Raw genomic sequence first — 19,080 nt, forward strand, 5'->3', positions numbered from 1 at the left:
AGCGTAACCGGTGGCAGCAACCTTTGTCCCGATTCATTTTTGGCGACCTCTTTTTGTTCCCCGACCTAGGTGCTCGCATAAATTGCAAGCATTCATGCGACTTCTGCCGTCAGTCTTCCTCCGCCAACTTCCGAAAGAACTCCAGATCAGGGTCCGGCTCGTCCCAGCGATCGGCGATCCTGGCCCAACGATCGACCCGGTCCCGGAATTCCTGATCATCGATCGAGATGTTGAACGTGTAGAGCCGGTTGACGATCTCCTTCATCAACGCGCGCATCTGATCGTTGTCGAGATGGGAGACGTCATTCCACGCTATCTCGCGCCCATCAGCATCAATTACGCGGACGTCCGAATAATCACCTGTATGGGTGATCGGGACGACGCCAGCATGCAGGGTTTCGAGGCCGGTGTTGCGGACGCACATCATCGCCAGCGTTTTCGCCATCCTGACAGCAATGCGCTTTTCGTCGCCCCGGTTCATCTGCCCACTATAGCGGCAAATCTCCCGCATAGTAGGCCCGAACCGCTTCTGCTTCGTACATGCTCAGCTCGGACAACGGGCCTGCCGCGGCATTGATCTGGGGTATCTCTACCGAGACACCATCCCCGCCAAACCAATCGACAATCTCTCGCAGCCCGGCCTCGTAATCCGCAAAGGGCAGAATGGTAACGGCAGTTCCACCCAACCATTCCGACTGCGGCCGATAAAAACTCAGATTGCTACCCCGCGGCTGGAGGGAAACACCGGGAACTGGTGGTGGCGGCAATGCGGCAAGGATGTCTAGTGGCGGGACGCTATCGATGACCGCGCGCATATCCAGATTAATAGCGTTAGGATCGGGTTCAAGCCATCGCGGATGCCGCTCGATGCCAACGAACCGATCGGGGAATAGCTGAATGAACGAGTTCGGCAGGCAGCGTTTGTGGAACTCGACCGCTGAGCAGAATCGCTCGACCGGATCCCGCCAGAAAGCATAGATCGCCGTTGGCGCAATCGCCTCGTCTGGGAACCGAGCCTCGGCCAGCCGGATCGCCTCCCGCGCGATCGGATGCCGCCCCAACTCGCCAACCAAATCAACCCCGACCTGTCCCAGCACAGCCCGCGCAGTCTGCGATCCGTTCTTCGGCACGCCAATGAACAGCGTTTGGCGGTCATGCGAAATGATCATGGGTCAAATCCCGGTCGTGGTGTTGGTGTAGGACCCGATCGCAAAGCTGTAGGCTGGGGTGCCCGCGGTCAGAGCGCGGCTCAGCAACGAGAAGCTGCGGAAGGTCAGAGACCAGAAGGTGTTGCCGATACTGGGGGATGAGGCGCTGTAGGTTACGCCTTGGGTCGAGGCACCGGCCACTGACCAGGTGCCGGTCTTTGATCCGTCGATTGGCACTTTGAAGATGGCGCCGCACAGATCCATGTACCCGTAGGGCGAGAAATCCATCATGGTGTAGATGGAAAACACCATTGCCGTTGAGCTAACCGCCAGACCCGTGATGCTAAAAGAGTTCGCGCCATTGCTCGTGTCGAGGCTGATAGAGCGGGACAGCAGCAAGGTGCCGTCGGTTGAAAACTGATAGATGTCCGCCCCGGCATAGACTGGCGCAAAAACCCGGAGGCTGCCGTCGGGCCCGAGGTTCACCGAACCACTGCCGTAGCTGGAAGGCAGGGACAGCTGCCACTGGATCACGGCGCCAGAACTGATCTTGAGCAGGCTCAGCGTGCCGTTGATGCCTGCGAGCCAGTAGATGTTGTTGCTGCTGTCTATCGCAACGCCATAGCCGTAATCATAGCCAGTACTCCCGATCGAGCGCTGCCAGCTCACAGAGGGGGTGGCGGTGCTGATGACGGTGATCAAGGCATCGATGTTGCCCGCTGTTGACGTCGAGGTGTTGCCCGAAAGGACCAGCAGGCTGCCGTCCGGGCTCAGCGCCATCTGGCTGGCATATTCGTTGCCGGATCCGCCAATCGAGCGCTGCCACAGCAGGGTGCCGGCGCTGTTGTATTTGGCAATCAGCGCGTCGGCATTTCCGGAGCCACCGCTCGATGTTGAATAGCCGGCCACATAGACGCTGCCGGACGCATCGACCGCCGCATTGTACCAGATCTCTTGGCCCGAGCCGTTGAGGCTGCGCTGCCATTGCAGGGTTCCTGAGGTATCGAGCTTGGCCAGCCAGCCATAGTAGTTGCTCGAGTAGTAGGCCCCGGCAAGGTAGACATTGCCACTGGCATCGATCCAACCGCCGTTGATGAAAGGCCCGGAGACATTTTGTGCCCAGATGAGCGCGCCGTCACGGTTCCATTTGAAGACCGCGCTCGTGGCGCTGGCGTAGATGTTGCCGCTGCTGTCAGTGCCCAGGATAAGGAAATTGACAACGGTCGAGCCAAAGGTCGCATACCAAAAGCTCTCGTTCGACTTACCGTAGAGGTTGGAAAGCGAGATCGGCCCTGATGCGACACCAGCCAGTGTGCGGACTGCCGCCTCGCCGAGCGAAGTCGTGGTGGTCGATGCCCGTCCCAGTTCCAATGCGACGTTGCCAAGCGAGATCGGCCCCGAACTCTGCAGCGTCATGGTTGGGCCTCGAGGCGCTCGACCTTGTCGGCCAGGTCCTTCACGGCCTCGATCAGCACGCCGACTAGATTGCCATAGGCGACAGACAGCAGGCCATCCTCATGGGTCATGACCGCCTCGGGCACAATGGCTGCCAGCTCCTGGGCGATAAGACCAACGCCGCGATTGCCTGTGTCGCGCCGACTAAAGGTAACCCCACGCAGTTTCCGGACCCTGTCCAGCGCGCCAGTGATCGTCTCGATGTCAGTCTTCAGGCGGGCGTCGGAATAGGCCGTGATATCGCCGGTCGCGGTAATCGAGCCAGACACGGAAATGCTGCCGGTAAAGCTGTCACCCGCCTTGTTGGCAGGCGTAAAGCCCAACGCGCCGGTTACGTCCGCAGAAACGAGCGTTGCGCCCGTTGTCACCCGGCCTTTCGCATCAACTGTGACCTTGGAATAGGTGCCTGCCGTTACGCCGCTGTTGGCCAGCGTTGCCGCAAACGACAGGGCAGCGGATCCATCGAATGCCGTGCTTGTGCCGGTCACATCGCCGGTCAGGGCAATGGTGCGCCCAGTCGCCCACCTGGTCGCTGTCGCGGCATTGCCGGTGCAGGATCCTGAGGAACCGGTGATCGACCCACTGGCCGTGACGTAGCCGCTCGGGTTAGTCGAATTGTAGGGCGTGAAGCCGAGCGCGGTCGTCACCATCGCAGAGGTCAGATTGCCAAAGCCCACCTGAACGACGGTGCCGCCCGCAGTCTTCGAATAGAGCTTCTGGTCAGCCAGATTGACGGCGAGTTCGCCCGACTGCAGCAATGCCGCCGCAGGCACGCTGGAGGCGGTCGACGATCGTTTGAGCAGGATGGTGCTCGGCATCAGAAGGTTCCACCATCCAGCGTCACGCCATCAATCGAGCCACCGGTGATGGCGACGTTGCTCGCTGCCTGCGTCGACATGGTGCCAAGGCCAGAAATGTCAGTATTGGGAATGGTCGCGGATGCCGTGAACGCCGCCGTGCCGTTGCCCTTGAGGTAGCCGGTCAGCGTGGTGGCCCCCGAGCCACCTTTGGCCACGCCGAGCGTACCGCCGATATTGCCCAGCGTCAGGTTGGCTTCGTTGACATCGACAGTTGGGTTGCCCGCCACACCATCGCCATTGGTGACTGCGATCTTGGTCGAACCGGCCGTAAGCGTGCGCGCTGCCACAGTCCCAGCGGCCGTGCGGGCGATAATCCCGTTGGTGCCAAGGTTGTGGAGTGCCAGCGCCTGACCGGTCAGTGCGACAGCGTCAGCGGCCACAGCAATCCCTGTGCCGGCCCCCACGTCGATCGTGTTGCCGGTCTTGGTGAGGCCATTGCCGGCAACGATCTGACCCGCGCCATTGAACTGGACGAAGGTGATGGCGGTTGTGCCCAGTGTGCCGCCCGCATCAACCGTGCAAAGGTAGCCCACGTCGGCATTCACGGTACCCTGCTCGACAAACAGGTAAGCCGAGACATGCTCGTCCCAGGTCGAGAGATCGATCGCGCGCGCCCATGCGCCCGAGGCAACGACATAGACGCCGTTCTGGGATAGCGTAGTCTGGTCCTTCACCAGCACGCGGTCGCCTGCCACTAGCGCCACGCCGTCGATCGTCATTGTGCCTGACAGCGAGGCAATATTGGCAGTCGATGCGGCTTTCACTGAAGCCTTGGGATCGAGCCCCTGAACGGTCAGATCGACGTAGTTCTTGGTGGCTGCGTCTTGGGCAGCTGTCGGGTCAGAAAGGCCTGTGATGCGCTGGCTGTTGAAATCCACTGCAGCCGTAGGTGCAGCCAACTGGTCGAGCCGGTTGGCGCGCACCCGGGCATCGGTGAAGTAGAGGTTGGTGCCTTCGGCGACGTCGCTGGTGGAGAGAGTGATGGCACCGGTACGACCAGCCACCGAAGTCACCGGGAATGTAATCGCGACATTGCTGGCGGCTGTTACCCGGCCTTTCGCATCGACCGTGACCTGACCGACTTGCGTGGCAGAACCATAGGAGCCAGCGGTGACGCCGCTGTTCGCCAAGGTTGCGGTAATGGTCGCATTGGCGGTGCCATTGAACGAGGCTGTGCCGGTCACATCGCCGGACAGGCCGAGCGCGCGCGCCGTTGCCAGCGCGGTTGCAGTGCCAGCATTGCCCGAGATCGAACCTACAATCGTGCTCGAGAAGGTCTTGATCCCAGCGACGGTCTGGTCGCCCGAGAGCCCGAAGAAGGCGCCCGGGCCGCCGATGGCGATGACCGAGGTCGCTGTTCCGCCAGCACCCCCGGTGCCGGTGCCGTAGTAGAGTGTGTTGTCCTGCTCGTTGAATGCGAGCTCGGCATTGGCGAGCGATGCCGGAGCCCCGGCCGCACCGCCTGCGGCCCGGCGCTTGATACGCAGGGTATTGGCCATCAGAAATTACCTCCGTCGACCAGTCTGGCCGCTTTCTCGTTGATCCATGTGTTGGTGGGGGATGAGTAGGTGAGGACGTCGCCGCCCTCGGGTGCGGCCAAGGCCACGTCGGACAAGTCCGTCAATGCGCTGAGCGGCCCGGGCGGACCTGGTGGGCCCTGAGGTCCGGTAAACCCGCGTGGACCTGAGATCCCGGCGTTTGAGACCTCGAGGGTTATGCTGACGCCGTCGCTCTCGACGAGGATGGTCTGAACCGCCTCGATGATCTGCAGCGTGGCCGTCATTCGACATCAAACGTGAGTGTCGGCAGGACCTCACGCTCCCCGCTGTCGTTCTCGAAACCAAGCGTCAGCCAGACCCGCCCAGCGCCCGACTTCAGCGGCGCAGTCTGCTCATCGGTCCACAGCACCTCGATCTGGCCGCCCGTTGCCGGCGGCAGAATAGCAAGCGCGGGCGGTGCAATGTTCGGGCTCTGGTCAATGACCATGAGCGCGAGACCGGAGAGATCGCGAGCAATTCCGGCGCCTTGGTCGGCAAAGAAGGTGGCGCGCACGCGCTTGGTGCCGCCGCGGCGGATGGTCAGCCTGGTCATGCCTTCACCTGTGGGAAAGGAGGGTGGCGGAGGCCAAAGCCTCCGCCTGCTGGGTGAAGGTCTCGGGTTCAGCCAATCCGGGTGGTTGCCGTCTTGCGGAACAGGACCCCGCCAATGCCGGTCAGCGCCAGGACGACGGTCAGCACGTCCGTCTGGCTGAGACCTTCCGGCAAAATGCCGATCGCGCCAGCAATACCCCAGATGCTGCCGATGATCCCCGTCCAGATGGCTTTCGATGTCCACCAGGGCTTCAAGTCTTCCATGTCAGTTCTCCAAAAGAAAACCCGCCAGAAGGCGGGCGGTTGTCCGGCTGCGCAAAGGGGCAGCGGATTGGTCGTGGCCTGATCAGGCCTCGTTGGTGGACAGAGTCCCGGTTGCAGCCAGTTGGACCGGCTTCGCGGTCGCTGGCGCCTTGCGATAGGCCGGCCGGCGCACAGCAATGCAGCGGTCTTTGGCAATCCGGGTGATGGTCACGCCATCAGACTGGTTGCCGCCAAGCACATGGTAGGCGCCGTAATCCTCGCCGACATAGAGCCCGACATGGCCAGATCCCTGGCCGCGGCGAAACACCAGCACATCGCCAAGCTGGGCTTTGTCAGCGGCCTTGCCGAACTTTGCCCAGTTGCGCGCCCAGAGCGGACCTTCGACGATTGGCTTGCCGCCCCGTTTGGCGACCACCGCCATGAACAGGCCGCACCAGGGAATGCCATCCTCAAGATAGGTCCGGGCAAGCCCGACCTCCTTGGCCCATTCGAGGATCAGCGGATTGCTGGCTGGCCCGGCTACTTCAAAGATGCCGTAAAGCTTGCGCGCTTCTTCCAGCATCCGGGGCAATGGGCGCAGTTCATCGAGCCAGCCATAGGCCGGCGGCAGAGGGTTCATGGAAGTTTCTCCTGTGGGAGGTTAGCGGCCGGAAAAGCCCTTGAAGGCAGCGGTGATCACCGCGATCGCGGCAACCAGGGTAGAGAGCCATTTGACGAAGCGGACCACACCCGTTGCCGTGTTCCAGGCGTCGAGCAGGTCTTTGAGTTCCTTGCGCACGGCCTTGAGTTCGGTCTGCATGGCTTCGAGGTCAGCACGGATGAGCGCCATTTCCACGGCGGGGTCTTGTTCGGGCATGGCAGGTCTCAGCGGATCGAGCAGATGATGGCGATGTCACCGGGCGCAAGATCGACAGCGTAGCCCGGCGTTGGATTGAAGTCGGTCTGGCGCTGGCGTGGGCCGGTGGCGTAGTGGATGAACAGCGCGGCTTGCGTGAGCACGCGAGGCTCGGTGAGAACCTCGAACCGGTACTGAACACCCGGCGTCCGCTTTAACTTCTGCACCACGCAGCACAGCGTGAAGTCGTCGTGGAAATGCCGGGTGAATTCACCTGCCGGGAGATAGCCACCGCCATTCTCGACGTTGTGGCAGCCCGGAGTCCAGGTCTGGATAATCGGACCGTCAGGGCCTTCGAACACGTAGTCGGCCGATCCGTTGATGCAGATCGAGACATGCTCGCAAAGGGTCCAGGCAACGCCTGCCTGGTACATCTCAGCGATGGTGGCATTGAGCCGGGGCGGCACGAAGCCCAGCATCGGCCAGAGCCTCCACGAGTTTGCTGGCCGACGAAAGGTGAAGTCGTTCTTGAACACCCCGTAGTTGATCTCGAGGTCGTCGTTGATCGCAATCACCTCGTCGGTGACCGTCGGCCGGCGATCTGCCTGCATGTTGTGTTTTCCTCTAGCTGACCGTGACCGAGACGACCTCGCGCACAGCATGGCTGCCGGACTGGCCGCCCGACGTGCTGATTGCGGCGCCACCCAGAGTGGCGGAAAGGTTGAACGTGTCGGTCGCGGCGTTGACGACGAAGTAGGTTGTGTTGGCGAAGATCCCGCTTGGAAGCACCCCGGAGGTCGTGAACTGGACACGCTTTCCGTTTGTCAGGCCGTGGCCTGCAGAAGTGACGGTCGCCGGAGTAGCGATCGTGATGGTAGCGGCGCGCGGCAGCATGCTCGCAAAAACATTGCCGCTTAGCGTGCCGTTGGCCTGATAAGCCGTGATCGGATCCTTGTAGCCGTAGCGTGTGCCAGAGCCGGAGCCGGTGAAGCTGAGCGCCGCGCCGCCCGGAGTGGCCGCGATCTTGAATGCGCTCGCACTGACCACCGACTGGACATAGTAGATGATGAACGCCGTCAGCCCGCTGGGCATGCCGCCGCTGCAATAGAACTGGACCGGATCGCCAACGGCAAGCCCATGCGAAGTCCAGTTGATGGTGTTGGTTGGCGATGGACTGAAGGTGATCCCGGTGACGTAAGTCACCCAGGAAACCGAGCCCGTGCTTAATGGATAGACCGTACCGTTGATGCGCAAACGGCTGGGTTCGGGCGTCACACCGTATCCGTCGAGACCGATCAGCGTGCGCGACGTCGCAGCGTAGAAATCATACTCATGGGCAATCGCGCGGATGTTGCGACCCTGCCAGTTTGCCGGCGTGAAGGCGCCACCCACAAGCGATGTGAAATAGCCGGCATCAGCGCCAAACTGCTCGCCAGCGCTGTATTTGTCGCCCCACGAGTAATAGCTGACGGGCAGATCGATCTGCCGCTCGTCGCTGCCCGATCCGAGCAGTACTCCAAGTACGCCCGACATCAGCTGATCCCAGTACCGGAGACAAACCAGACGTTGGTCTCGACCTTGATCAGCGTTGCGAGCCCACGCACGGCGAGCGTCCGGTTGCCAGTGCTGGTGGTGCCGGCCTGGCAAAGCGTAACGCCGGAGCCTTGGGCGATGGTGATGGCTGAACCGCCATTATTGATGATGGTGATGGTCGTTCCGAGCGGGAAGCCGACCGTGCCGTTGGGGGGCACAGTAATGGTCTGCGCAGCAGAATTCAGCGAGTAGATGTGCTTGCCGTTGTCGGCCGCGACCAGCTGGTAGGACGCGCTCTGTGCATTCTGGGGTACTTCGCGAAAACCGATCGACCATGCCGAGCCGCCGGCATCATTCACGGTGGAGCCGGTGGCTGCACCCGAGATCGTCTTGTTGGAAAGCGTCTGGCTATCTGTCGTGCCTACGACTGCACCTGAGGGAACTGACCTGCCTGACCAGGAAGCGAGATTGGCGCTGTAGCCTTGTACATCGCTGCCGATGGCAAGGCCGAGATTGCTGCGGGCGGTAGCGGCATCGGCTGCACCGGTCCCGCCATTGGCAATGGCCACCGTGCCCGTAATCTTGGAGCCGGCCAGCGAGGTCAGCCAGGCGGGATCAGCATAGGTGCTGGTGGTGAGCACGGCATTGCCGGAAACCGACGGCGCGGAGAGCGCTACAGTCCAGGAGGCAATCGTGCCGCTGCCACCCACCATGGCGACATTGACGACGAGCGCACCGGTGCCGCTGGTGTAGGCCGTAATCTGCCCATGCATCCAGTTGGCAGGCGTGGCCGTGCTGGTGATGGTTACCCATTGGCCCACGACGAAGGCTTTTCCGGTCTGGACTGTCAGCGATTTGGAGCCGGTGCCGATGGCAAGCGAGGTCGTGCTGGTGGCGCTGGTGCCGGGCGCATTGACGGCTGTCGCCGCACTGGCAGCAGCATTGGTTGCGTAGCCATTGACCTCGACCGCCAGGGCATTGGCCTCAGTGCCGAAGGTTGGCAGCGCGCCGAGGAAAGCATCCGCGCGCGCAGAGAAGTTCGCCGCATCCGTCCGGGACGGCGGCGTGGGCAGTGCTGTGATAGGCATGAAATTACCCCTCGGGGTGGATCAAGTGAGCCCTTCGATGGTCAGGCTGCAGTAGCTGACGGTCGGGTAGGCAAGGTCGATCGAGAACTCTTTGTAGAAGCCGTAGACGGTAAGGCTCTCGAAGCTTTCAGAACCAATCCAAAGGACCGGCGAGGCGCGGAGCGCTGCAAGATTGCGGGCCACATCGTCGATGGCGCTGGTCGGCATGACCACCCGCGCGGTCATCCGCTTGGCGAAGGCGCGCTCGACTACTGACGTGACACCGAACTGGTCGGTCTCTTTCCTCGAATAGTCGATGATGCCGATGTCGGCGCCGTGCTCGGTCTCGCCGATCGTGAACTGCCGGCCGAACAAGAGCGCGCCGCAGGAAACGAGGTCAGCCGGGTTGTCGCGCGTCATAGTGACGGTGATGACGCCGGCTTCGTAGACCGGGATATCGAGGAACAGCAGGCTCGACTTGCGTCCAACAGGCTCGAAGAACCAGGAAAACCAGTTGTCGATGGCTGTGCCGCCGACATTGAAACTCTGGGTTTTCGAATAGAGCTGCGTGCCCGAAACCGTGAGCGACACGGTCGCGCTCTCCGCATCGGTATCGATGAGTGCAACCCCGTCGGTTGCACCCGGCGTCAGGACAACCTGTAGGCTTCCGGCCCGGGTCGTGGCAGTGCCCACACGGTCATCGAACATGGCCCAGCGGTTGGTCGGCCCCAGATCGAGCCACTTGGTCGGATCGCTCGTGGGGTTCACGCTGGTCGATGCTACCAGTGCTTCATAGCGCCGGTGGGTTGCCGTCACGATCACCTTGGCGCCTACCGCATAGGCTGTCCCGGATGCCCAGACCGGGTGGTCGTTCTCCGGGGCCGTGCTGCTGGTCAGCATGGCATCGGTCAGTGTGGTCGGCCGGATCAGTTTCATGCTGCCGTTCTCACGGCTACGGCATCGCCGTCTGGCGTCACCCGTTCGAGGATGCGGGCCGTCTTGCTGGTGCCTGATGCAATCGTAGCCGAAGCAATCCGCTGTTCATCGCGCAGGTCAGCAAGCTCCTGACGGAGCGCGGCGAGCCCGTCAACCAGCACCGTGGCGCTGTCGTTTGCTGGCAACGACGCTGTCGCCGATTGATTGGAAGCGAACTGTTCCCACCAGGTCGGTGTGCTCGATGCGGCTGCCATTGCCGTGTCCGTTGGCAACCCGGCCACCCCGTTGATGATCGCGACGGTCTGCTCGAGGCTGGCAGCGGTCTGGCCCTGAATGCGCGCAAGTTCCTGTGCCGAGGTGGCAGCATCAGCCGCCACGTTCAGCAGGCTTTGGCTGAGCCCAGGCAGTGACTTGGCCGCCTCCTGATCACCGGCCCGGGCAGCAAGAGTGGCAGCGTTGAAATCCGACAGAGCCTGGGCGTAGGTCTTGGTTCCGCTGCCCATGCTCCCACGGATGCGGGCAACCTCGGACAGCAGGCTATCGGTAATGCTCTCCCAGGCCGACCGCAGTTTTTCGGCCGCGGCGGCAGCCTCGTCGGCTGCCTTTCGCTGGTCCTGCAGTGCCCATATCTGCTGCTGCAGTGCGCGGTTGCTTTCATCAAGCTGGGCAAGATCGAGCGCCCGCAGCGCCGCGGTATTGCCCTGAACCTCTAGCAGCTGACGTTCGAGCGACAGACGCTCGTCGGCAATCGCGGCTGCACTGGCTGCGTCCTGGGCCGCGCCAATGAGCTCGGCAAAGGCGGGCGCTAGCTGGATCAGGGTAACATAGGCCGCGCGGCCAGCCTCGGTGGTCAGGTCCTGCGCTTCGACCAGAGCCCGAAAGCCTGCGATGCCCTCCGGCAGCTGAAGCCCCAGGCTCTCGAACACCCGGGCCATCTGCGCGGTCTGGGCCGAGGCCTGCTCGGCCTTGGTGTAGTAGAGGGCAAAATACTCGCCCGTCGCCGAGGTCATATCGCTGGCCGAGCCGAACAGGTCGAGCAGGCTCATCTTTGCCGCAAGGCTCAGATCCTCGACCGAGGTGCCGAGCAGGTTGAGCGAGGAACTCACCGCCTCGACGCTCGATGCAACCCGGATCAGCGTCTCGAAATAGCCTTCGCCGACCTTCTGGAATTGCTCGAGCCCTGGGATCGCGTACTTAGCAAGATTGTCGGCCGCTGCGCCAAAGACAGCGGTCAGCTTTTCCTGGATTTCAGCGCCGGTCAGGCCTTTCAGATCGATCTTGCCGATGTTGACGACAAAGCCCTGCAAGCGGGATTGGACCTCGCTCAGCGACAAGCCCAGCGGCCCGGCTGCGGCCGAGATCGCATCATAGAAGCCGGAAAAGATCAGCGCGAACTGGCGTTCGAGCTCAGCATCAGCGGCAGAATATTGGGTCGAGTAACTCGAGCCCATGCTGATCCCGAGGAACTTCTTGGTCTTCTTGACGTCGCTGTAATAGCTCGCGTCAAACCCGCCGGAGAGGATCTCTGCCAGCGACTGGCCGCGACCGAAGATGCCCTGGCCGGTGATCGTAGTCTTGTTGCCGAACAGTGCGCCGAACGCTTTGCCGACGAGCCCGACCAGACCGCCCAGAATGCCGCCGATGATGGGGATCTTGCTCAGAACGCCGCCGACGCCTTCCAGACCCTTGCCAATGAGGCCGGTAACGCCCGTGGATTGGTAGCCGGTGTTCACGCCAGCAGCGGAAGCTTCAGCACCATTGGTTCGGATAATGAGATTGGTGAGCCCGCCGATGTTGGCCTCGATGTTGCGCAAGGAAGCCAGCATGGCGGCGGAGTAGCGCATGGTTAGTGTGTCCACCTCGCGCAGATGATCGATGGCTTTAGCAATGCTCTCGGATCTTGCCGCGCTATCTCCGAACACGGTGCCGGTGCCATCATTGGCAGCCGGCAGTTTTGGCGAACCGCCAAAGGCACCGCTGATCGCGACACCGAGCGAGGCAATGACGCCGGCCGTGATGGCGCCGGCCGCAATGTTGAGCGGGAACGGCAGCGAGCGGATGGCGTTGACCACGGCCTCCACCGCCTTGATGCCGGTGGTAATGATCGAGTTGCCCTGTTCGACACCGGCGCGCGCAGTGTCGGAGGCCGCCATGGCGGTGTCGCTCGTGACCTTCGCCGCCGTCTGCGCGCCAATGAGGCCGATCTTAACCGCCGCATTCTTGATCGCGATCGCCAGTTCAAAGGCACGGAACACCTTCTCGGCCGCCAGCAGCACCTTGTAGCCGTCCGAGCCTTCCTTGAAGAAGCCCTTCGCGGCCGAGGCGAGATTGCCATAGTGATTGATCTCAGCCGATGCCTGCGCGGCTCGCGCATCCGCATACTGAAACGAGGTGCGTCCATACTCGCGTTCAGCCTCGGCCACGCGCTGGGCTGCAGCCACCTGCGCCGAGGCAAAACGGGTAATCTCGACCGTAATCGCGCCAATTGCCCCGCCAACGGAGCCAAAGGCATCAGCCATGTTCTGGGCTGCGGCTTCCGTCGCTGAGACCATGTCCTCCAGGCTTTGGAGGAACTGTTCCTGACCGCTTTGTGCAAAGTCTGCTTCCATCAGCCGAATGCGTGCGGCCCGATACCGCTCCCAGGCTTCGGCCCCGCGCTCGAGCACGATCTGTTCGCGCTCGGCCTCAAGATTGGCGAGTGCCTGAGCGCGAGCCGATTGGCCGAGCAGAGCGATCTGCTGTTCAAGCGGGCCGACCGTCTGGCGCAGGAACTCAGAGGTCGCGAAAGCGCGCGTCGCCTGTTCCCAGGCTTCACCGGCTTCCAGAATGGCAATGCGCGCTTCGTCTGTCGGCGCCTTGAGCGCTGCCATGGCGACTTCCATCCGCTTGATCTCGATCGGGGTCTTGCCGATCTTGGCGGTCTCGAGCGCGAGGTTGGCGGCAAAGTCCCGGGCGGCCTGGAGCGCGCGTTCGGCTTCAGTTTCCTTGGGGCCTTTGGCGCTGCTGGCACGGTCAGTGCTGTCGCCGCGGATCTCTTCCGCCTTGGCGGCAAGCCGGGCCTTGGCAGCAGCGATGCTGTTTTCCCGCCAGCGCGCTGAAAAGGCGTCCATCATGCTCATCGCATCACCAAAGGCAGATGCAAACTCGTCGCGGACCTGGGCGCCCATACGCGCGGTCGAACCGGCAAAGCTGTTTTCCATCCGCGGTAGAGCCACGCTCTCGATCCGGGTGATGGTGGCAAGGCCCACTCGGTCGAGCACCGGGTTTACCCATTCGGCGAGCCAGTTGAGGGCAGCGATTGCCTTGTTGGCCAGATACTCGATCCCGCTGATTGCCAGATTAGCGGCGCCCACGGCGGCTTCGCCGATAACGCCGGGTAGTGCAGCCCAAGTCACGCGGATCGCATTGAACCCGCCAACCCAGCCTGCATAGAGAATGGCGACCGCATATTTGCCAGCAGTCAGCACCGCTTCGAAGGCCGTGACTGCCCAATCTTTGAGGGTCGAGAATACGGTGCCCAGGTTCAGCCCATCCGAGACGGTCTTCCACAGCCCCTTCATGGTGTCGCCGACGGTGATCCCGACTGGGCCCAGCTTTTCCATTTCCTTCTTGGTGAGACCGAGGCTTTGCGCATAGCGGTTGAGCTCGCCCGTCTGTTTGACGCTCGACTGGAACAGCTTGAACGCGCCGAACGCGAGTGCAGCGGCCGCAGCGGCTGCCAGAAGATAGGGGTTGGTCAATGCCGCCGCTGCCGCACTGGCTGCGAGCCCCAGCAGCGCCCGGGCCATGCCGCCGATGCCGACACCGGCCTGCATCGCGATTTGTCCGATCTGGCTGCCCTGCTGCATGAACACGGTCATGGGTTTCTGCCCGGAGAACAGCCCGACCACCATGTCGTTGATCTGATAAACGAGGTTCTGGACGTGATGCCCGGCGAGCTTGGCCGAGCCGCCCATGCGCGTGACACCGCCGCCACCGACCGCATTGAGCGCCCTGTCTGCACGCGAGGCGCTGTCGGCCATATCGCCCATCGCGCCTGCCACTGTGCGCTTCATGTCGGCCATCTCCTTTTGGAGCCGGGCGACGTTGGTGATCATTTCAATTTCGAGGGTGCCTGCTTTCACGTGCTGGGCTCCTTCGACATCATCAGTGCCCGGAAGGCATTGGTCACTTTCCGGGAGACTTCATCACGGTTGAGGACGGACGTGGCGGTCCATGGCGGCGGGCAATCAGGCTCGCGGGCGCGGACGGTTTCTGCGACGAACTCCATCGACAGGCGCCGCAGGAGCCGGGCCAGCCAAGGAGGCAGGTCAAGGCACATGCAGTGCTGCCACTGGCCAATCGTGGCCCATGAAATGGGGACTGCGCCCATCGCGCCGGGATCGGTGGGGCCGACTTCCATGAGCCAGTCGATCACCCAAGGGGTGCGGATGGTGGGAAAGTCCGGAGCAAGGTCGTCGATGGCCATCCGCTGCAGCCGGGTCAGCGGTTCAGCATCGGTGTCGGGTTTGATTTGTTTGGTAGTGCGCGGCTTGGGCGCCGTGCCCAGCCACGCCAGTTGCCGGACGTAAAGGCTCAGCTCTCGGCCGAGCTCTTCGTAAAATTTGCCCAGTCATTGATGTGAGCGGCGACCTGCGTGGCGATGAACCCGATCGATGGATCGGCATAGGCCTTGCGAAACAGTTCCTGGCCTTCGAGCCCGTCGGCGGGCGGATAGGTGAAGCCGTTGAAGCTGACCGTGCAGGCAGCCAGAAAATCAGCCTGTTCGGCGAGCTTCTCCTCGGCCGACTGGTCCATCTTCCCGCGCTTCTTGATCTTGTCCATCAGCTGGTTCTGCTGGCGGGCCTGGGCGCGCTGATAGACCTTGGAGCCTGGGCCGTAGACTGTGATCGAGAGGCGCTTGCCCTTCTCGTCGAAGAGCGGGGCATCGTCGCCGCCGACGAGTTCAACAGTCGAGGTATCGGTGGCAGCGAGGGTCGTGATGTCAAACATGGAGTATCTCCGTCAGGGTGTTAGGGATCAGGGCGCGAGGACTTCGACAATGCCCACACCGGCGGAATTGGTGGTGAGTTCGAGGGTCACGGTGGCGGTGGTGATCTGATCGACCGAACCGACATTGACCTTGAAGCTCATGACTTGCGCCTGGAAATAGTACTTGTCGCCGTTCTGGGTTGTGACCAGGAAGCTGTGATCAGCGTCCGAGAGCGAGGCGGATTTCAGCAGGATCTGGCCGGCATCATCAGTGTCGAGGCCGAGTTGGATCTGCATCGTGCCCTGGTTGAAGCTGCCCTTCTTTTTAACGACGCCGCGACTGCCTACGGGATTGAAGGTAACGAGGTTGAACTCGCGGCCGAACTCGCCAAGATCGGAGACTTCGCCGACCACGGTCATGGTGAGCGCATTGTAGCCGGTGGCGTCAAAAGTCGCAGGGGTAGAGGCCGACACCTTCAAAGTGGTGCCGGCGGAAGTCCGAACGGTCATGGCAATGGGTCCTTATGAAGGTGAGGCTCAGCGCGCCTCGTTGAATGAGACGCGAAAATCCTGCGTCTGCATGTGGATGCCGGTCTCCTCGTCGAGGAAGTCTGGTCCGGCGGAATCTGTGTGGACGGTCACGTCAAAGAGCCCATCGATGGTGGGCATCTGGTCGGCCGCCGCCTGGCGGACGGCTGCGATAATGGCTTTCACTTCGGGGTAGGTCCGGGCCAGAACGGTGACCTGCACGCGCTCGGTGACGCGGCGTTTCGCGCCCGGAGCCGGAACGTTGCGGTCGACGCTGCTGACCGACATCAGCGATATCGCCGGCAAGTCCGTGCCCTGCGGCAGCATCCCAGCGGCGATCCGCGCAACGGGGACAAGCGACGTCACCCCGGTGTCAGCCACCAGGAGCGAGCGGACCGCAATAACACCGTTCATTCGTCATCGACCTCGAGGGTCGGTGCCTTCAGGTTACCGATCTGGACGCGGTGGGCGATGTAGGAGCCCATGGCATTCACCGCTTCCTCGGCTTTCTGGTCAAGCGCTGGGCGCAGGAAGGGTTTTGCGGCGTGACCCGGGTGCATGACCGTGGGCCCGACGAAGTTCTCGCCAATTTTGAGGCTGCCGCGCTTCACCATCTTGTTGATTGTGCCGATACTGACTTTGCGCGGGCTACGCCGGGTATCACGCACCGGCTTGTCCGCCTCGGAAACCGAGATCAGGTGAGGTGCGACCCCATATTCAATGAACAGGCCAAGATAGGAGCCTTTCCCTCGCAGTTTGACGTAAGACGAGAGCTTGGCGCCGTCGGTTCGGGTGCCAATCCCGATCGCGCGCTTCAATTGTCCGGTCTTCACCGGGACATTGGCCTTGGCCTGCTGCTGGATCACCTTGGCGCCGGCCCGAAGGCCACCCCTGATGACGTTGCGCTCGAGGTTTTTGGGCAGTTCATCGAGCAGACGCAGCAGTTCAGGGCCGCCCTTGAGCCGTATCGTCATGGTGCGGCTCCTTCGCTCGAATGTTCCTCGACCATGAACTCCATGGCCTCCCGCCGCCCCAGTGTTGCCGGGCCGGAAATGATCTGGTGGACGCGTGTATCGATGATGACCCGCATATCTGCGGAGATGCCAGGCAGATATCGGATGCGGATCCGGGCAGGACGGCGACCAATCTGGATGCTGTCGGCCAGGCGCTCGGCCTTGGAGGGGAGAATGTCCTTAACCTCGGCCCAGACGCAGGCGAACTCGGTCCAAGTGACCTGCGCGGTGCCATAGTGCGGGTCGTGCGTGACGGCCTTGCACTCAATCCGGATCCTTGTGTCGAGCTTCGAGGCTAGATCCAGCGACATTTGAGCTGACCCACCAACGTGTCGAAGGCGAGACAGGCTGCACCTTCGCGGTTTTCGAACAGGGAGGCGGTTTTGACCAGGATTGCAGCGCGAGCGATCGCCAGGTCAGCGTCGTTCTCATCAAATCCGGCTGACAGAGTGATCTGGACGAGACCGTCCACGCCCAGCTCAGGCCAAGATTTGCCGGATGCCGGGCGGATGCGGGTGAACCCGTGCCGGCGGCGGGCGACGAAGTCCGTCTCTGGGAGGGTCACCGTTGCCCCGCTCGTGGCAGTGTAGCGGATCTCGGCCACCAAGCAGGGCCGGATAGGCACGGTGATCTCGTCCAGCCAGTCTTCCAGCTGCAATTCGATGGTCTGTTCGCACAGCTTCAGGCCGGTCTGCTGTTCGAGTTCGGCTTGGGCGGCGTCCAATTTTGCGCCGAGCAACAGGTCCTCATCGCGGCCATCAAGGCGCAATTGCTGACGCGCTTCCTCAAGCGTCACGGCGCGATCCTGGGGTGGCTCGATCGTGACGATCTCGGACATTACTGCGCCTTGGTGCGGTGCGTGGAGCCGGATTTGCGCGTGACCGCAGGTGCAGGTTCACTCCCGCCGACCTCAATCGCAAGCCCGCGTTCGATCAGCTGTCGGCCAAAATGATCGTCGAGCTCGAAGCTCTGGCCAGCCAGGATGTTGTTGGAACTGACCGAGCTGATGTGCAGGGTATCAAGGGCTTTGAGGATCATGGATTATCCCTTCCGTTGGATGAGAGGGGCCGGAACGAGCCGGCCCCTGCATCATCACGCAGCCGTTGCCGCAGTGGCAGCAGCCGCGAAATCGCCCTTCACGAAGGCCTCCGGGCGGTAGACCGCGAGCGCGAGGCGCTCTTCGGCCAGGACCGTCACCAGGTTCTTGCGGAAGTTCTGGTCGTCCTCGGTCGAGATCTCGACCATGGCGTCCATGCGGTCGAAGATCTGCGCGCCGAGTTGGAAGGCGCCGGTCAGGAACTTGCCCGTCGCCATTGACTGCGTTGCCACTACCGGCTGCCCCCACAGCGTCGGCGATAGGTTGCCCTGCGGATTGCCGATGATGAACTGGCCGGTCGTGTCCTTAAGCAGTTCGATCGCTGCCCAGTCAGACGGGTGCAGAACGACGCCCGTCGACATCAGCTCGGATAGAGCCGTCTGCAGCATGGCGAGGCGCAGGACATCGATCCGGGTGACAGGCGCCGGGATGGTGATCGGCGGCGCAAAGGCGGTCGCCTGGGTGTAGACGCCGTGCAGATCGGTGCCGGTACCCCCGCCGTTGAGCAGCTGGTTCTCTTCAACGAGCGCCAGGCCATATGTCAGGCGGCCGTCGATGTAGGACTGCAGCATCGGCACATCGTCGAGGATCTGGCGGGTGGCGAGAACCCAGTGGGCGATCGTAGTGACGCTGCTGGTCACGACATCGAACTTGATGTCGGTTTGCGGCTTGGTGGCGCCAGCCGTTTCTGAGACGGTGGCGGCCGCATTGGTGAAGCCGGTTTCCTTCACATACTGCACCGCATTGCTGTTGGTGCGGCCCGGGGTTAGCAGGTCGCGGACCGTCAGGCGGCGCTGATTGGGTGCGATGATCCCCGGCTGACGATCGGGCAAAATTAGGTCGCCGGCTGAGCCATTGGCATCGTTCGTGAGGGCAGAAATGATCGCCTTGACCTCGACACTGGCCCGGCCGCGCGCGGTCTTGCTGTTCAGGAACGGCTGGATTGCCTCATTGGTGACCACTTGTTCCCCCAGTGAGCGCGGGGCAACGCGTTCGTCGTCCTGCTTCTTGCGGGCGAGTTTTTGCTCGACCTCATCGAGGCGGGCCTTGGCTTCATTGAGCGCAGTCAGCGCCTCATCGGCCAGCTGCTTGGTGGACGCTGAGAGTTCTTCGCCCTTGGCAGCCTTGCCGAGGGCTTCCTCGGCGAGCGCCTTGACCTCGTCGTGACGGGTGTCGAAGTCCTTTTTTACGGCCTGTTGCTGTGCGTCGAACGCAGCCTTCACTTCGCCGGCAAGCTGCTCGGCGCTCTTGGTATCGGTCATGGGGTAGCTCCGTGGAGTGAGG

The 19,080-nt window shown here is 62.4% G+C and carries 24 protein-coding genes; all 24 read right to left on the reverse strand.

Going from position 1 to position 19,080, the window contains the following annotated elements; translation table 11 throughout:
• Positions 1 to 109: 109 nt before the first annotated feature.
• The 24 genes from ACQKOE_RS14965 to ACQKOE_RS15080 all read right to left on the reverse strand — a co-directional run bounded on the left by ACQKOE_RS14965 (position 110) and on the right by ACQKOE_RS15080 (position 19,058).
• The gene (locus tag ACQKOE_RS14965; RefSeq protein ID WP_427513519.1) at positions 110 to 481 is read right to left on the reverse strand and encodes a hypothetical protein; all 372 of its coding nucleotides are present in this window, start codon (positions 479 to 481) and stop codon (positions 110 to 112) included.
• Positions 482 to 488: 7 nt separating this feature from the next.
• Positions 489 to 1,169: a hypothetical protein gene (locus tag ACQKOE_RS14970; RefSeq protein WP_427513520.1), complete on the reverse strand. Its 681-nt coding sequence runs from the start codon at positions 1,167 to 1,169 to the stop codon at positions 489 to 491.
• A gap of 3 nt (positions 1,170 to 1,172) precedes the next feature.
• On the reverse strand, positions 1,173 to 2,564 hold the full coding sequence (locus tag ACQKOE_RS14975) for a hypothetical protein (protein WP_427513521.1): 1,392 nt from the start codon (positions 2,562 to 2,564) through the stop codon (positions 1,173 to 1,175).
• Entirely contained in the window at positions 2,561 to 3,421 is an 861-nt protein-coding gene (locus ACQKOE_RS14980) for a tail fiber domain-containing protein (protein ID WP_427513522.1), read from the reverse strand. The genes ACQKOE_RS14975 and ACQKOE_RS14980 overlap by 4 nt, the downstream gene beginning before the upstream one ends.
• The gene (locus tag ACQKOE_RS14985; RefSeq protein WP_427513523.1) at positions 3,421 to 4,962 is read right to left on the reverse strand and encodes a hypothetical protein; all 1,542 of its coding nucleotides are present in this window, start codon (positions 4,960 to 4,962) and stop codon (positions 3,421 to 3,423) included. The genes ACQKOE_RS14980 and ACQKOE_RS14985 overlap by 1 nt, the downstream gene beginning before the upstream one ends.
• Positions 4,962 to 5,246 (reverse strand): hypothetical protein, encoded by a 285-nt coding sequence (locus ACQKOE_RS14990; protein WP_427513524.1) that lies wholly within the window; start codon positions 5,244 to 5,246, stop codon positions 4,962 to 4,964. Before ACQKOE_RS14990 ends, ACQKOE_RS14985 begins: the two co-directional genes overlap by 1 nt.
• On the reverse strand, positions 5,243 to 5,554 hold the full coding sequence (locus tag ACQKOE_RS14995; protein ID WP_109799525.1) for a hypothetical protein: 312 nt from the start codon (positions 5,552 to 5,554) through the stop codon (positions 5,243 to 5,245). The genes ACQKOE_RS14990 and ACQKOE_RS14995 overlap by 4 nt, the downstream gene beginning before the upstream one ends.
• A gap of 68 nt (positions 5,555 to 5,622) precedes the next feature.
• Entirely contained in the window at positions 5,623 to 5,817 is a 195-nt protein-coding gene (locus ACQKOE_RS15000; RefSeq protein ID WP_427513525.1) for a hypothetical protein, read from the reverse strand.
• A gap of 82 nt (positions 5,818 to 5,899) precedes the next feature.
• The gene (locus ACQKOE_RS15005) at positions 5,900 to 6,436 is read right to left on the reverse strand and encodes a TIGR02594 family protein (protein WP_427513526.1); all 537 of its coding nucleotides are present in this window, start codon (positions 6,434 to 6,436) and stop codon (positions 5,900 to 5,902) included.
• 21 nt (positions 6,437 to 6,457) lie between these two features.
• Entirely contained in the window at positions 6,458 to 6,673 is a 216-nt protein-coding gene (locus ACQKOE_RS15010) for a hypothetical protein (RefSeq protein WP_427513527.1), read from the reverse strand.
• Positions 6,674 to 6,681: 8 nt separating this feature from the next.
• A complete protein-coding gene (locus ACQKOE_RS15015) occupies positions 6,682 to 7,263 on the reverse strand; it encodes a hypothetical protein (RefSeq protein WP_427513528.1) in 582 nt (193 codons plus the stop codon).
• Between the two features lie 13 nt (positions 7,264 to 7,276).
• Complete coding sequence (locus ACQKOE_RS15020) at positions 7,277 to 8,185, reverse strand: hypothetical protein (RefSeq protein WP_427513529.1); 909 nt, start codon at positions 8,183 to 8,185, stop codon at positions 7,277 to 7,279.
• The gene (locus ACQKOE_RS15025; RefSeq protein WP_427513530.1) at positions 8,185 to 9,273 is read right to left on the reverse strand and encodes a hypothetical protein; all 1,089 of its coding nucleotides are present in this window, start codon (positions 9,271 to 9,273) and stop codon (positions 8,185 to 8,187) included. Before ACQKOE_RS15025 ends, ACQKOE_RS15020 begins: the two co-directional genes overlap by 1 nt.
• Before the next feature lie 21 nt (positions 9,274 to 9,294).
• The gene (locus tag ACQKOE_RS15030) at positions 9,295 to 10,188 is read right to left on the reverse strand and encodes a hypothetical protein (RefSeq protein WP_427513531.1); all 894 of its coding nucleotides are present in this window, start codon (positions 10,186 to 10,188) and stop codon (positions 9,295 to 9,297) included.
• Positions 10,185 to 14,312, reverse strand: coding sequence for a phage tail length tape measure family protein (locus tag ACQKOE_RS15035; protein WP_427513532.1), 4,128 nt, complete (start codon positions 14,310 to 14,312; stop codon positions 10,185 to 10,187). Before ACQKOE_RS15035 ends, ACQKOE_RS15030 begins: the two co-directional genes overlap by 4 nt.
• On the reverse strand, positions 14,309 to 14,656 hold the full coding sequence (locus ACQKOE_RS15040; protein ID WP_427513533.1) for a phage tail assembly chaperone: 348 nt from the start codon (positions 14,654 to 14,656) through the stop codon (positions 14,309 to 14,311). Before ACQKOE_RS15040 ends, ACQKOE_RS15035 begins: the two co-directional genes overlap by 4 nt.
• 107 nt (positions 14,657 to 14,763) lie before the next feature.
• Positions 14,764 to 15,180 (reverse strand): hypothetical protein, encoded by a 417-nt coding sequence (locus ACQKOE_RS15045; RefSeq protein ID WP_324075481.1) that lies wholly within the window; start codon positions 15,178 to 15,180, stop codon positions 14,764 to 14,766.
• Positions 15,181 to 15,207: 27 nt separating this feature from the next.
• Positions 15,208 to 15,669: a hypothetical protein gene (locus tag ACQKOE_RS15050; RefSeq protein ID WP_069309497.1), complete on the reverse strand. Its 462-nt coding sequence runs from the start codon at positions 15,667 to 15,669 to the stop codon at positions 15,208 to 15,210.
• A 27-nt stretch (positions 15,670 to 15,696) separates the two neighbouring features.
• Positions 15,697 to 16,101 (reverse strand): DUF3168 domain-containing protein, encoded by a 405-nt coding sequence (locus ACQKOE_RS15055; protein ID WP_427513534.1) that lies wholly within the window; start codon positions 16,099 to 16,101, stop codon positions 15,697 to 15,699.
• Positions 16,098 to 16,661 (reverse strand): HK97-gp10 family putative phage morphogenesis protein, encoded by a 564-nt coding sequence (locus ACQKOE_RS15060; protein ID WP_427513535.1) that lies wholly within the window; start codon positions 16,659 to 16,661, stop codon positions 16,098 to 16,100. The genes ACQKOE_RS15055 and ACQKOE_RS15060 overlap by 4 nt, the downstream gene beginning before the upstream one ends.
• On the reverse strand, positions 16,658 to 17,011 hold the full coding sequence (locus ACQKOE_RS15065; RefSeq protein ID WP_427513536.1) for a head-tail adaptor protein: 354 nt from the start codon (positions 17,009 to 17,011) through the stop codon (positions 16,658 to 16,660). The genes ACQKOE_RS15060 and ACQKOE_RS15065 overlap by 4 nt, the downstream gene beginning before the upstream one ends.
• On the reverse strand, positions 16,996 to 17,538 hold the full coding sequence (locus tag ACQKOE_RS15070) for a head-tail connector protein (protein WP_427513537.1): 543 nt from the start codon (positions 17,536 to 17,538) through the stop codon (positions 16,996 to 16,998). Before ACQKOE_RS15070 ends, ACQKOE_RS15065 begins: the two co-directional genes overlap by 16 nt.
• Positions 17,538 to 17,738: a hypothetical protein gene (locus ACQKOE_RS15075; RefSeq protein WP_427513538.1), complete on the reverse strand. Its 201-nt coding sequence runs from the start codon at positions 17,736 to 17,738 to the stop codon at positions 17,538 to 17,540. The genes ACQKOE_RS15070 and ACQKOE_RS15075 overlap by 1 nt, the downstream gene beginning before the upstream one ends.
• Before the next feature lie 54 nt (positions 17,739 to 17,792).
• On the reverse strand, positions 17,793 to 19,058 hold the full coding sequence (locus ACQKOE_RS15080) for a phage major capsid protein (protein WP_427513539.1): 1,266 nt from the start codon (positions 19,056 to 19,058) through the stop codon (positions 17,793 to 17,795).
• Between the last annotated feature and the right edge of the window lie 22 nt (positions 19,059 to 19,080).

Origin of the sequence: Novosphingobium sp. NPDC080210 (assembly GCF_050281025.1) — a bacterium.
Taxonomy (GTDB): domain Bacteria; phylum Pseudomonadota; class Alphaproteobacteria; order Sphingomonadales; family Sphingomonadaceae; genus Novosphingobium.